The sequence below is a fragment of the Pseudomonas salmasensis genome (assembly GCF_014268375.2).
In the GTDB taxonomy this organism is placed as follows: Bacteria; Pseudomonadota; Gammaproteobacteria; order Pseudomonadales; family Pseudomonadaceae; genus Aquipseudomonas; species Aquipseudomonas salmasensis.
In genome coordinates, this window is the sequence record NZ_CP077083.1 from 2,648,870 (window position 1) to 2,662,240 (window position 13,371).

Sequence of the window (13,371 nt, forward strand, 5' to 3'; positions counted from 1 at the left end):
TTCTAGACTTCCCCTATCAGCCGTAAAACGGCCAGGGAGTACGCCATGTGGCGGTATGCGGTCATGCTGTGCGCGGTGGTGGGGTTGTCGGGTTGCCAGTCAACCCATCAGGAATTGCTGGCCAAAGGTTACCCACCCGCCTTCGCCGATGGCTTTGACGACGGATGCAGCAGCGGTCGCCAGGCCGCTGGGGTGATTACCGGGGCGTTTCGCAAGAATGTGCCGCGCTATCTGAAAGACCGGCCATACGCCGAAGGCTGGGAAGATGGGTTTCGTCAGTGCAAGGCCATGCGCGAGAGCCAGGAATTGCGTGACTACGAGGAAAACCGCAGGGACGACCGCGAACACGATTGGCAGCAGGAAAAAGATCGCGACGCCGCCAAAGCCTATCGCTCACGCTGATCGTGGGAACGATCAGCCCGCGTACGTGGCCCAACTTCCATAGGAAGGAGAACGCCATGAGCCGAGCTTTTGTAAACGAAGATAACGCGGCGGCCCAGGCTGATCAGCCGGTGGAGCGCCAGGTCAGCGAACAGCCCAACCGCATGACTGCGCAAGGGCTGGCGCAGTTGCAGGCCAAGGTGGCGCAGTTACACGCGGAGCACAGCGACGAAGCCGCCAAAGGTGAGCAGGCTGATAAACAGCGCCAGGCTGACCTTGAGCGGGATTTACGCTACTTCAACCAGCGGGTGCAAAGCGCCCAAGTAGTCGTGCCGGCCACGTCTACCGACAAGGTGCAGATCGGCAGTTGGGTCACGTTCGCCAACGAGCAGGACGAACAGCAGCGCATCCAGTTGGTCGGTGAAGACCAGGCCGATGCCAACGCGGGCTTGATCAACTGGGGCTCGCCCCTGGGCCGTGCCTTGTTGGGCGCCCAGGTGGGCGACGAGGTGCTGTGGCAGCGCCCCGTCGGCGATCAGTTGATGGAAGTGTTGCGCATTGAGCCTGAGGCTTAGACGATGCCTTGGGCCAGCATCGCGTCAGCCACTTTGACGAAGCCTGCGATGTTGGCGCCCTTGACGTAGTTGATACGGCCGTTTTCTTCGCCGTAATGCACGCAGGCATGGTGGATCGACTGCATGATGTTGTGCAGCTTGCTGTCCACTTCGCCTGCGGTCCACAGCAGGCGCATGGCGTTCTGCGACATTTCCAGGCCGCTCACCGCCACACCACCGGCATTGGACGCCTTGCCCGGCGCAAACAGGATGCCCGCGTCGATAAAGATATCCACAGCCTCCAACGTGGTCGGCATGTTGGCGCCTTCGGCCACGCAGAGGCAGCCGTTGCGCAGCAAGGTGCGCGCAGCGTCGGCGTCGAGTTCGTTCTGGGTGGCGCAGGGCAGCGCGATATCGCAGGCCAGTTCCCACGGCGTCTGGCCTTTGCGGAACTCCAGGCCGAAACGTGTGGCCAGTTCACTGATACGCCCGCGCTGTACGTTCTTCAACTCCAGCAGCGCCGACCATTGTTCTTCGGTCAAACCGCTTTCGGCGTACAGGGTGCCTTCGGAGTCCGACAGGGAAATGACCTTGCCGCCCAGGTCCATGACCTTGCGCGCCGCGTACTGCGCCACGTTGCCAGAGCCGGACACCGCCACCCGCTTGCCTTCGACGCGCTGGCCTTGGCGCTTGAGCATTTCCTCGGCGAAATACACACAGCCAAAACCGGTGGCTTCCGGGCGGATCAAGCTGCCGCCGTAAGTCATGCCCTTGCCGGTCAGCACCGAGGTGAATTGATTGCTCAAGCGTTTGTACTGGCCGAACAGAAAGCCGATTTCCCGCGCGCCCACGCCGATATCGCCGGCCGGTACGTCCAGGTCCGCACCGATGTGGCGGTACAGCTCGCTCATGAACGCCTGGCAGAAGCGCATCACTTCGGCGTCGCTCTTGCCCTTGGGGTCGAAGTCCGAGCCGCCCTTGCCGCCGCCCATGGGCAGCGAGGTCAGGGAGTTCTTGAAGGTTTGTTCGAAGGCGAGGAATTTCAGCACGCCCAGGTTGACCGAGGGGTGAAAGCGCAAGCCGCCTTTGTAGGGGCCGATGGCGCTGTTCATCTGGATACGGAAACCGCGGTTGACCTGGACCTTGCCGTGATCATCCACCCACGACACCCGGAAGGTGATCGCGCGCTCCGGCTCGCAGATGCGCTCCAGGATGCCCGAGGTCAGATAGTGGGGGTTGGCTTCAAGAAAGGGCCACAGGCTGCGTAACACTTCTTCTACAGCTTGGTGGAATTCCGGTTGGTCCGGGTCGCGTTTCTTGAGGCGGGCAAGGAAGGAGTCGACGGATTCGGTCATGAAAAGTCTCGGCAAATTGATTGTTGTTAAACAGAGATTGAGCCGGACTTTATCAATTCGTTTCGCACCGCGACAGGGCAAAATGTCGCCTTTGTGAAATTAAATGGTGCAATAAGTATAAATAACCCGCGCTTTCTGCCCTTAAATGGGGATTTCACTCTGAATTTCGCACCAACAGGTAGGCCGCCATCGCAGGCAAGCCAGCTCCCACATTTGATCGAGTACACCGGTCATGTGGGAGCTGGCTTGCCTGCGATGGCGGTGGTGCAGTTACAGATGCATAGTCCTTTATTGGATGAAAAAATCAGGCTGGTTTGCCGCGCTGTCCGGCGATCAGGGCCTGGGGCGTTACCGGTTTCCAGCCCAGCAGGGCAATCGCCAGCGACAACAGCTGAAAACCTGCGACCAACGCCACGCAGCCCGGCCAGCCCCACTGATTCCAGAGCATGGCCGGGACCACAGCGCCGGCGCTGCCGCCCAGGTAATAGCCGGTCAGGTACAGCCCCACGGCGCCGGACTTGTCCGGGCCTGCCGTGGTGGCGATATACGCATTGGCGGATGCCTGCGCCAGGAATACGCCGGTTGAGCTCAGGGCCAGCCCCAGCACGATCAGCCACAGGGACGGCAACAATGTCAGCGCCGAACCACAGATGCCGAGCGCCACAGCGCCGGTCAGTAACTGCGATTGTGGTCGCGATTTGCTCAAGCGCCCCGCAATAGGAATGACCACCAGCGCCAGCAGGAACACCGCATACAAAGTGCCCAAGGCTGCGGCGCCCAGGTTGAACGGGGCCTGGCTGAGATACAGGCCGGCATAGGTAAAGGTTGCGACTTGTGAGAACAGCACGCAGAAACCGACGCCATAGGCCGCCAGCAAGGGTTTGCGCAGAAGCCGGCGCACCCCGTGCATGCCCACGGCCGCAACGCCGGGCCGTGCCACCGGGTTGGCCGGCAACAGCCACACAATCAGCAGGCCGACCAGCAGGCTGATCACCGCCAACAGTTCGAAGGCTTCGCGCCAGCCCACATATTGGGTCATGACACCCGAGACAAAGCGCCCGGCAAACCCACCGAGCACCGTACCCGCGACGTACAAACTGGTGATCTCGGTAACGCTGGCCGCACGCCAGCGATCGCCGATATAGGCCACGCTGGTGGCGAACACCACGGGGATCAACATCCCTTCGACAAAACGCCACACCAGCAGCTCGGCAAAACTGTCCACATAGGCCGTCAGCAGCGTCGGCAGCGCCAGCAGCAACGCGGCCACAGCAATCACCGTGCGCTGCTCGAAACGTCCGGTCAGACGCCCGACAAACGGCGCGGTCAGCGCCACGGCCAGCGTGGTCACCGTGATGCTCCACCCTGCCTGCCGGGCGCTCACCTGGAAGCTTTCGGCAAACGCAGGCAGGATGCTCTGTGTCGCATAGAGATTCAGAAACGCCGCACAGCCACACAGGAACACGGCGAAGCGGGCGTGATGCATGCGCGGGTTCATGTGGCCTCTCGTCTTATAGTCGAGGATGTTTATAGAATACCCAGCGCAGCGAACACCAATACCGAATTCGGACCGATCAATACCCAGGAAACAGAATGCTTGATCTACGCAAGTTACGTTACTTCCTGACGGTCGCCGAAGAGCTGCACTTCGGCCGTGCGGCCCAGCGCCTGCACCTTGCCCAGCCGCCCCTGACGCGGCAGATCTCGGCCCTGGAAACCGAGCTTGGCTTTCGCCTGTTCGACCGCACCAGCCGCACGGTCACACTGACTGCCCAGGGCCAGCACTTTTTGCCCTATGCCCGCGCGGCGCTGGAGCACGCCAGGCTTGCACAAGACATCGCTGCCAAACTGGCCGCCGGCTCGACCGGCCAACTGGTCGTAGGCTATGCCAGTTCGATCGCGTTGTCGGAACTCTTCAGCCAAACCCTGCAAGCCTTCGCCCAGCGCTTTCCCGATGTGCAACTGACCCTGGTGGAGAGCGCTTCCGGCAGCCTGCACACGCACGTGCTGGACGGGCGCATCGACGTCGGCATGAGCCGCCTGCTGCCGGAGGCCGGGCAAACCGGCGTCGAGGCTTTGTCGTTGGGGCAAGAACCGCTGGTGGCGGCGCTTTGCAGCGACAACCCGCTGGCGGAGCAGAGCGAAGTCACCCTCGCCCAGCTCAGTGAGTACCCGTTGATTCTGTTCCCCAGCGATTACGGTTCGGGCCTCAACGGCTCCATCGAGCACCTGTATCAACGCCGCGGCCTGGCGCTGCGCCCGGGCCCGGCGGGGCGCCAGATCACCTCGATCATCGCCCTGGTGGCGGCAGGCCAAGGTGTTTCGCTGGTGCCCCAGTGCACCCGCACCCTGGCCAGGAAAGGCGTAGTCTACCGCCCCTTGGCTGACCCCGAAGCCTGGGTACACTTGCTGATACTCACGCGCTCACCGTCACGCTCATTGTTGGTAGAGGCCTTTATGGGAGTGGTCGAAGAATTGCTGCGCAGCCGCCCGGCCCTGGCGCCCACAACGCTTCCGGCATAACGGGGGCAAAAAAATACCCCTGCGTGAGGGGTATTTTTTCAACAGGCTGCTGCGGCTATTGCAGCATCAGGCCAGTTTCTTGTGCCGCACACGGTGCGGCTGGGCAGCGGCCTCACCCAAGCGCTTTTTACGGTCGGCTTCGTACTCGGTGTAGTTACCTTCGAAGAACACCGCCTGGGAGTCATCTTCGTACGCCAGGATGTGGGTCGCGACGCGGTCAAGGAACCACCGATCGTGAGAGATCACAATGGCGGCGCCTGGGAAGTCCAGCAGGGCTTCTTCCAGGGAACGCAGGGTTTCAACGTCGAGGTCGTTGGACGGTTCGTCGAGCAGCAGGACGTTGCCGCCCTCTTTCAGGGTCAGGGCCAGGTGCAAGCGACCGCGCTCACCACCGGACAGGTCCTTGACGAACTTCTGCTGGTCGCCGCCCTTGAAGTTGAAACGACCGACGTAGGTGCGCGACGGGATTTCATAGTTGCCGATGCGGATCTGGTCAGAACCGTCGGAGATCTGCTGGAACACGGTCTTGCTGCCGTCCAGGTCATCGCGGCTCTGGTCCACACAGGCCAGTTGCACGGTGTCGCCGATCTCGATGCTGCCCGAGTCCGGGGTTTCCTTGCCCATCAGCATGCGGAACAGTGTGGATTTACCCGCACCGTTACCACCGATAACGCCGACGATCGCGCCTTTTGGCATGGCGAACGACAGGTTGTCGATCAGCACGCGGTCGCCATAGCCTTTGGTGACGTTCTTGAACTCGATGACCTTGTCACCCAGGCGCGGGCCGGCCGGGATGTAGATCTCGTTGGTTTCGCTGCGCTTCTGGAATTCCTGCGACTGCATTTCTTCAAAACGTTGCAGACGCGCCTTGGATTTGGACTGGCGGGCCTTGGCGCCTTTGCGCACCCACTCCAGTTCTTCCTTCATGGCTTTTTCGTGGGCCGATTGCTGCTTGGATTCGGCGGCCAGACGGTCGGACTTGGCTTCCAGCCAACCGGAGTAGTTGCCCTCGTAAGGGATACCGGCGCCGCGGTCGAGCTCCAGGATCCAGCCGGCGACGTTGTCCAGGAAGTACCGGTCGTGCGTGATCGCAACCACGGTGCCCGGGAAATCGTGCAGGAAATGCTCCAGCCAGGCGACGGAATCGGCGTCCAGGTGGTTGGTCGGTTCGTCGAGCAGCAGCATGTCAGGGGCCGACAGCAGCAGGCGGCACAGGGCCACACGACGCTTCTCACCACCGGACAGGTGCTCGACCTTGGCGTCCCAGGCTGGCAGGCGCAGCGCATCGGCGGCGACTTCCAGTTGGCGCTCCAGGTTGTGGCCATCGCCCGCTTGCAGGATCGCTTCAAGCTTTGCCTGTTCGGCGGCCAGCTTGTCGAAGTCGGCATCCGGTTCGGCGTAGGCGGCGTACACCTCGTCGAGGCGCGCCTGGGCGTCCTTGATCACGCTGACGGCTTCTTCGACCACTTCACGCACGGTCTTGGTCGGGTCCAGGATCGGCTCTTGCGGCAGGTAACCGATGTTCAGGTCCGGCATCGGGCGGGCTTCGCCTTCGAACTCGGTGTCGACGCCCGCCATGATTTTCAGCAGGGTGGACTTACCCGAACCGTTGAGGCCGAGCACGCCGATCTTGGCGCCTGGGAAGAAGGACAGCGAAATGTTTTTCAGGATTTCCCGCTTCGGCGGAACAACTTTTCCCAGCCGATGCATGGTGAAGACGTATTGAGCCATGGTGAACCTAGCGTCAGTGACTGATGAATTAAGCGGACGAAGCCCGTGCCAGGCCATGCGCCGCGCGGGCCTTTGACTATCATCAATGCCAGCGAGCAAAAAAAAGCCTGAATGTCTGGGGCTGGAACGCCCCCGCGTAACCGGCAAAGCTACCTGAATGCGCTGGGGCAGTCCAGCCAGGCAGGACTGGCACTTTGCCACAACTCAAGGCATGCTAGCCGCCCTTCGGGCGTCCGGCTTATAGTGCACGTCGCGCGCCAGTCCAGCCAAACCGCAGGATCACAGTTTGTCCAACGTCACGCCGCCCACGCCCTTGCGCGCCGCTCATATTGCGCCGGGAGCGCCCCTGCACGGCACCTTGAAAGGCGCGTTGGCAACGCTTGTCCTGCTGTTGCTCGCCTTGTTGTTCTGGCAACTGCTTGACCAATTGCAGCAAAACCAGAAAAACCAACAGCAATACACCATCGACTACAGCGCCGACCTGGCCGAGCAGATCAGCCAGAACATGGCCCTGAGCGCGCAGATCGCCCTGAACCTGCTGCCCATCCTCGAACCACCGCGCACTGCCGAACAGCAACAGGCCTTGATGCGCTCCCTGCAGCGCTCCCTGCCGGATTTGCGCAGCTTCGCCCTGCTCGCCCCCAGCGGCGCACTGATCAGCGACACTGCCCAAGGCAGCCGAGACAGTGCCCTGCTCGAAGACCTGGTCAAGCGCAGTCACGCTCAGTCCTACTACCTGAGCAACGACAATGACGGCACGGTCATCTATCTGTTGCTGCACCAACCCAGCGGTGGCTCCAAGGTGTACTGGGCCCTGCGCCTGGCGCCCAATTACCTGGCCAACCTCACGCGCCAGGATGTCCAGAGCCAACGCCCGATGTGGGCGATCGAGAACAACCTGAACCACCGTGTGGTCAGCCGTGACAGCGGGATGCCGGCGCAGTGGTCCGGCGCCCTGACCCCGGAAGAATTGAACCGCAGCGTGCTGGTCACGCCGTTGAGCAAAAGCGATTGGCAACTGCGCGGCATGTTTGACCGCGGTGCGGTGCTGGAACAGCTGCTGCCGGCCTTTATCGGCAAGTGCCTGCTCGGCCTGGCGTTTTCGCTGATCCCAGTGATCGTGCTGCTCAACATGCGCCGCCGCCAACGCCAGGTGAATGAAGGCCGGCGGCGCTATCAGGACATCTTCGAAGGCACCGGCGTGGCCTTGTGCGTGCTGGACCTGTCGGGGCTCAAGGCGTTTTGCAACAAGACCCAGGTGCAAAGCCGCGAGCAGTTGCACGCCTGGTTGCAGGCCAACCCCACGCAGCGCAAGCAACTGCTCAAGGAGTTGCGCGTCACCGAGGTCAACCAGATGGCGGTGCGCCTGCTGAACGTGGCGTCCTGCGAGCAGGCCTGGGAGCGTCTGATCGATGATTGCCCACGCAATGCCACGTCCATCGGCTATCAGGTGCTGGAAGCCGTACTGACCCGGCAAAAACAGCTGGAACTGGAAATCCAGCTCAACGACGTGGCCGGCAACGAACAGTACCTGTGGCTGGTGATGCGTTTGCCGGAGCAGCAAGATGACGTCAAGGCCGTGATCCTCAGCATCAGCGACATCACCAGCCGCAAGCTGATCGAGTTGTCGCTGGTGGAGCGTGAAAGCTTCTGGTCGGATGTGGTGCGCACCGTGCCCGATCACCTGTATGTGCAGGACGTGATCAGCCAGCGCATGATTTTCAGCAACCATCATCTGGGCCACACCTTGGGCTACAACAAGGCCGAACTGCAGCAAATGGGTGAGTACTTCTGGGAAATCCTGCTGCACCCCGAAGACGCCGAGCATTATCACGACTTGCGCCAGCAGCAACGCCAAGCCGCTTACACCACCCAACTGCACTGCCAACTGCGCTTTCGCCACCGCAATAACCAGTGGCGCCGCTTCGATATCCGCGAACAGGCCCTGGCCCGCGATACGTCAACGGTGGTCACCCGGATCATCGGCGTGGCCAAGGACATTACCGACCAGATCGAGGCCAGTGAATCGCTGCGCGACAGTGAACAGCGCTACCGGATGCTGGCCGAAAGCATCAGCGACGTGATCTGCTCCACCGACAGCCAACTGGCGCTCAACTACATCAGCCCCTCGGTCAACACCGTGCTGGGCTATGACGTGGACTGGGTGTTCAAGAACGGCTGGCAGTCGATCGTTGCCAACCCTCAGCAGTTGACCGGCATTTACAGCCTGATGGAACAGGTCAGCCGCGCCCTCGGCAACCCCGAGGCCTTGAACACCTTGCGCGATGAAGTGCAGACCCAACTGTTTCTGTTCGACTGCCTGCGCGCCGACGGGCGCAAGGTGCCGATAGAACTGCGCCTGGTGCTGGTGTGGGATGAACATGGCGCGTTTGAAGGCATCCTCGGCGTGGGCCGCGATATCAGCCAGCAACGCCGCGCCGAAAAAGACCTGCGCATGGCGGCCACGGTATTCGAGCATTCCACTTCGGCGATCCTGATCACCGACCCGGCCGGTTACATCGTGCAGGCCAACGAGGCGTTCAGCCGGGTCAGCGGCTATGCGGTGAGCGATGTGCTCGACCAGTTGCCCAATATGCTCACCGTCGATGAGCAGCAGGAAGCCCATCTGCGTTATGTGCTCAAGCAATTGCACCAGCACAGCACTTGGGAAGGCGAGGTGTGGCTCAAGCGTCTCAATGGCGAGCATTACCCGGCCTGGGTCGGCATTACTGCGGTATTCGACGACGAAGGCGACCTGGCCAGCTACGTGTGTTTCTTCAGCGATATCAGCGAGCGCAAAGCCAGTGAGCAGCGCATCCATCGCCTGGCCTACTACGACGCCCTGACCCACTTGCCCAACCGCACGCTGTTCCAGGACCGCCTGCACACCGCGTTGCAGTCCGCCGAACGGCAGAAGTCGTGGGTGGTGCTGATGTTCCTCGACCTGGACCGCTTCAAGCCGATCAACGACTCCCTCGGCCACGCGGCCGGCGACCGCATGCTCAAGGAAATGGCCACGCGCCTGCTCGGCTGTGTGGCCGAAGACGACACCGTGGCGCGCATGGGCGGCGACGAATTCACCCTGCTTTTGCAACCGCGGGTCAGCCGCGAAATGGCGCTGAACCGTGCGATCCATGTGGCCGAGCAGATCCTCGCCAGCCTGGTCAAACCGTTCGTGCTGGAAGGCCGCGAGTTCTTCGTGACCGCCAGTATCGGCATCGCCCTGAGCCCGCAAGACGGCAACGAGCTGAGCCAACTGATGAAAAACGCCGACACGGCGATGTATCACGCTAAAGAACGCGGCAAGAACAACTTCCAGTTCTACCAGGCCGACATGAACGCCAGCGCCCTGGAGCGCCTGGAACTGGAAAGCGACCTGCGCCACGCCTTGGACCAGAACGAATTCGTGCTGTACTACCAGCCGCAATTCAGCGGCGACGGCAAACGCCTGACCGGCGCCGAAGCCCTGCTGCGCTGGCGCCACCCGCGCCGCGGGCTGGTGCCGCCTGGGGACTTTATCCCGGTGCTGGAAGAGCTCGGGCTGGTGGTGGATGTGGGCGACTGGGTGATTGGCGAGGCCTGTCGCCAGCTCAAGAGCTGGCACCAGAACAAAGTGCGCGTGCCGAAAGTCTCAGTGAACATTTCGGCGCGGCAGTTCTCCGACGGCCAGTTGGGCACGCGCATCGCCACCATTCTCAAGGACACCGGCCTGCCGCCGGCGTGCCTGGAGCTGGAACTGACCGAAAGCATCCTGATGCGCGAAGTCAACGAAGCCCTGCAGATCCTCGCCAGCCTGAAGAACCTGGGCCTGAGCATTGCGGTAGATGACTTTGGCACCGGCTATTCATCGCTCAACTACCTCAAGCAATTCCCCATCGATGTGCTGAAGATCGACCGCACCTTCGTCGACGGCCTGCCCTCGGGTGAGCAGGACGCGCAGATTGCGCGGGCGATTATTGCCATGGCCCACAGCCTGAACCTGGCGGTGATTGCCGAAGGGGTGGAAACCCACGAGCAGTTGGACTTCCTGCGTGAGCATGGCTGTGATGAGGTGCAGGGTTACCTGTTCGGGCGGCCAATGCCGGCGAATCGGTTTGAGGTGCAGTTCAGTAATGATGCGCTGTTCATGTTTGACTGAAAGCTGTGGCGGGGCTTAGGTTTTTTTGTAGGAGCGAGCTTGCTCGCGAAAAACTCACAGGCGCCGCGTTCATTCAGGATGCACGCGTTATCGTTGACGTTTTTCGCGAGCAAGCTCGCTCCTACAGAAGAAGGCGATGGGGCCAGTACCGACACCGCCCATCCCCAGATGAACCCCACTTGTCCGCGACATGATGTCCTTTCATATGCCATCTAAAACCCATTGGGTTAGAATGCCCTCCTTTTCTGCCCCCGATCCTTGAGGACCGCCATGTTCAGCCGTGATTTGACTATTGCCAAGTACGACGCCGATCTCTTCGCCGCCATGGAGCAAGAAGCCGTGCGCCAGGAAGAGCACATTGAGCTGATCGCTTCGGAAAACTACACCAGCCCTGCGGTGATGGAGGCTCAAGGTTCGGTTCTGACCAACAAGTACGCCGAAGGCTACCCAGGCAAGCGCTACTACGGTGGCTGCGAGTACGTCGACGTGGTTGAGCAGTTGGCCATCGACCGTGCAAAAGAGCTGTTCGGCGCCGATTATGCCAACGTCCAGCCACACGCCGGTTCCCAAGCCAACAGCGCCGTGTACCTGGCCCTGCTGCAAGGCGGCGACACCATCCTGGGCATGAGCCTGGCCCACGGCGGTCACCTGACCCACGGCGCCACGGTTTCGTCCTCCGGCAAGCTGTACAACGCCGTTCAGTACGGTATCGATGCCAACGGTCTGATCGACTACGACGAAGTCGAGCGCCTGGCGGTCGAGCACAAGCCAAAAATGATCGTGGCCGGTTTCTCTGCCTACTCGCAGATCCTGGATTTCCCACGCTTCCGTGAAATCGCCGACAAGGTGGGTGCCTACCTGTTCGTCGACATGGCCCACGTGGCCGGTCTGGTGGCTGCGGGCGTTTACCCCAACCCAGTGCCTTACGCCGACGTGGTCACCACCACGACCCACAAGACCCTGCGCGGTCCACGTGGCGGCCTGATCCTGGCGCGTGCCAACGCCGAGATCGAGAAGAAGCTCAACTCCGCCGTTTTCCCGGGCGCCCAAGGCGGCCCGCTGGAGCACGTGATCGCGGCCAAGGCGATCTGCTTCAAGGAAGCGCTGCAGCCTGAGTTCAAGACCTACCAGCAGCAAGTGGTCAAGAACGCCAAGACCATGGCCAGCGTGTTCATCGAGCGCGGTTTTGACGTGGTGTCCGGCGGTACCGAAAACCACCTGTTCCTGCTGTCGCTGATCAAGCAGGACATTTCCGGTAAAGATGCTGACGCTGCCCTGGGCAAAGCCTTCATCACCGTGAACAAGAACTCCGTGCCAAACGACCCACGTTCGCCGTTCGTCACCTCCGGCCTGCGCTTCGGCACACCGGCTGTGACCACCCGTGGTTTCAAGGAAGCCGAGTGCAAGGAACTGGCCGGCTGGATCTGCGACATCCTGGCCGACCTGAACAACGAAGCCGTGATCGACGCGGTACGTGAGAAGGTCAAGGCCATCTGCAAGAAGCTGCCGGTATACGGCGCGTAATACAAAGAAGCCCACTGTAGGAGCGGGCTTGCTCGCGAAAAACGTCAACGATAACGCGTGCATCTTGGGTGCATGCGTTGCCTGTTAGTTCTTCGCGAGCAAGCTCGCTCCTACAAGTGGGCTTTTTTATGCCTGATAGACCCGCGCAAAGCCTTGGCGGATCTTGTCTTCGGGCAGCTCATCGGCAATAAACACGATCACACTCTCCCGCGCCTCGCCCTCAGCCCATTCGGTATCCCAGTCGAAGCCATACAGCTTCAACACGCCCTGGAACACCATGCGGCGATCCTCCCCGGCAATGTTCAATACGCCTTTGTAACGCAGCAGTTGCTTGCCATGGTCTTCCAGCAGTTCATTCATAAACTCGCTGAGGCGGTCGATATCCAGCGGCTGGTCGGTGCGCAGCACCAGGCTGGAAATACGGTCGACCGAAGGCGCTGCACTCACCGGGCGCAGGCTCATGCCGGCGTTGAGGTTGAAACCGCGCACATCCAGTAATTCGGCCAGGTCAATCTTGCCGTGGTCCACCACACGAATCGGCGCACGGCGGTTGATGCGGGTGAGGCGCTGGCTGAGGGCGTCGAAGGTGGCATCGTCTACCAGGTCGCGCTTGCTCACCAACAGGCGGTCGGCAAAGCCGATCTGGGCCTGGGCGATGGTCTGGGTCAGGTGATGCTCGGCGTGGGCCGCATCCACCAGGGTGATGATGCCGTCGAGGATATAGCGCTCGCGCAGTTCTTCGTCGATGAAAAAGGTCTGGGCCACCGGTGCGGGGTCGGCCAGGCCGGTGCATTCGATCACCAGGCGGTCGAAGGCGATCTCGCCGCTGTCCAGGCGCTCAAGCAGCAGGTACAGGGCTTTGGTCAGGTCGGTGTGGATGGTGCAGCACACGCAGCCGTTGGACAGGGTCATCACTTGCACCGGCTCGTCGCCCAGCAGTTGGGTGTCGATACCGGCGTCACTGAATTCGTTTTCGATCACGGCGATTTTCAAGCCGTGCTCGGCTTTGAGCAGGTGGCGCAGCAAGGTGGTCTTGCCGGCGCCGAGGAAGCCGCTGAGGATGGTGACGGGGATGGGAGAGGACAAAGAGATTCTCCTGAAAAATGGGGACGCAAAAACAACTGTAGGAGCGAGCTTGCTCGCGAAGAACGTCAACGATAACGCG

Annotated in this window: 9 protein-coding genes; 5 read left to right on the top strand and 4 right to left on the bottom strand. The window is 61.4% G+C overall.

Going from position 1 to position 13,371, the window contains the following annotated elements; all coding sequences use genetic code 11:
* Positions 1-45: 45 nt before the first annotated feature.
* Positions 46-402 carry a hypothetical protein gene (locus tag HU731_RS11695; RefSeq protein WP_047711822.1) on the top strand — a complete coding sequence of 119 codons (357 nt, stop codon included), beginning with the start codon at positions 46-48 and terminating at the stop codon, positions 400-402.
* Between the two features lie 56 nt (positions 403-458).
* On the top strand, positions 459-956 hold the full coding sequence (locus HU731_RS11700; RefSeq protein WP_186607166.1) for a GreA/GreB family elongation factor: 498 nt from the start codon (positions 459-461) through the stop codon (positions 954-956).
* On the opposite strand, the gene gdhA is transcribed toward HU731_RS11700, so the two are convergent.
* On the bottom strand, positions 953-2,290 hold the full coding sequence (gene gdhA, locus HU731_RS11705; protein WP_186607165.1) for an NADP-specific glutamate dehydrogenase: 1,338 nt from the start codon (positions 2,288-2,290) through the stop codon (positions 953-955). The two genes, HU731_RS11700 and gdhA, sit on opposite strands and share 4 nt — an antisense overlap.
* Positions 2,291-2,594: 304 nt before the next feature.
* Positions 2,595-3,788 carry an MFS transporter gene (locus HU731_RS11710; protein WP_003194293.1) on the bottom strand — a complete coding sequence of 398 codons (1,194 nt, stop codon included), beginning with the start codon at positions 3,786-3,788 and terminating at the stop codon, positions 2,595-2,597.
* A 95-nt stretch (positions 3,789-3,883) separates the two neighbouring features.
* Between HU731_RS11710 and HU731_RS11715 the strand changes: the two genes are divergently transcribed.
* Complete coding sequence (locus tag HU731_RS11715; RefSeq protein WP_034126955.1) at positions 3,884-4,813, top strand: LysR family transcriptional regulator; 930 nt, start codon at positions 3,884-3,886, stop codon at positions 4,811-4,813.
* 66 nt (positions 4,814-4,879) lie between these two features.
* Here HU731_RS11715 and ettA read toward each other — a convergent pair whose 3' ends face one another.
* Positions 4,880-6,544 (bottom strand): energy-dependent translational throttle protein EttA, encoded by a 1,665-nt coding sequence (gene ettA, locus HU731_RS11720; protein ID WP_014720011.1) that lies wholly within the window; start codon positions 6,542-6,544, stop codon positions 4,880-4,882.
* A gap of 286 nt (positions 6,545-6,830) precedes the next feature.
* On the opposite strand from ettA, the gene HU731_RS11725 reads away from it, so the two are divergent.
* Positions 6,831-10,682, top strand: coding sequence for a sensor domain-containing protein (locus HU731_RS11725; protein ID WP_186607164.1), 3,852 nt, complete (start codon positions 6,831-6,833; stop codon positions 10,680-10,682).
* A 270-nt stretch (positions 10,683-10,952) separates the two neighbouring features.
* Complete coding sequence (glyA, locus tag HU731_RS11730) at positions 10,953-12,206, top strand: serine hydroxymethyltransferase (protein WP_003194304.1); 1,254 nt, start codon at positions 10,953-10,955, stop codon at positions 12,204-12,206.
* A gap of 126 nt (positions 12,207-12,332) precedes the next feature.
* Here the strand turns inward: glyA and yjiA are convergent, their stop codons facing one another.
* Entirely contained in the window at positions 12,333-13,292 is a 960-nt protein-coding gene (yjiA, locus tag HU731_RS11735; protein ID WP_186607163.1) for a GTPase, read from the bottom strand.
* Between the last annotated feature and the right edge of the window lie 79 nt (positions 13,293-13,371).

Coding starts and splice junctions, on each gene's coding strand:
- HU731_RS11695 (WP_047711822.1), top strand. CDS start 46: ATGTGGCGGTATGCGGTCATGCTGTGCGCGGTGGTGGGGTTGTCGGGT.
- HU731_RS11700 (WP_186607166.1), top strand. CDS start 459: ATGAGCCGAGCTTTTGTAAACGAAGATAACGCGGCGGCCCAGGCTGAT.
- gdhA (WP_186607165.1), bottom strand. CDS start 2,290: ATGACCGAATCCGTCGACTCCTTCCTTGCCCGCCTCAAGAAACGCGAC.
- HU731_RS11710 (WP_003194293.1), bottom strand. CDS start 3,788: ATGAACCCGCGCATGCATCACGCCCGCTTCGCCGTGTTCCTGTGTGGC.
- HU731_RS11715 (WP_034126955.1), top strand. CDS start 3,884: ATGCTTGATCTACGCAAGTTACGTTACTTCCTGACGGTCGCCGAAGAG.
- ettA (WP_014720011.1), bottom strand. CDS start 6,544: ATGGCTCAATACGTCTTCACCATGCATCGGCTGGGAAAAGTTGTTCCG.
- glyA (WP_003194304.1), top strand. CDS start 10,953: ATGTTCAGCCGTGATTTGACTATTGCCAAGTACGACGCCGATCTCTTC.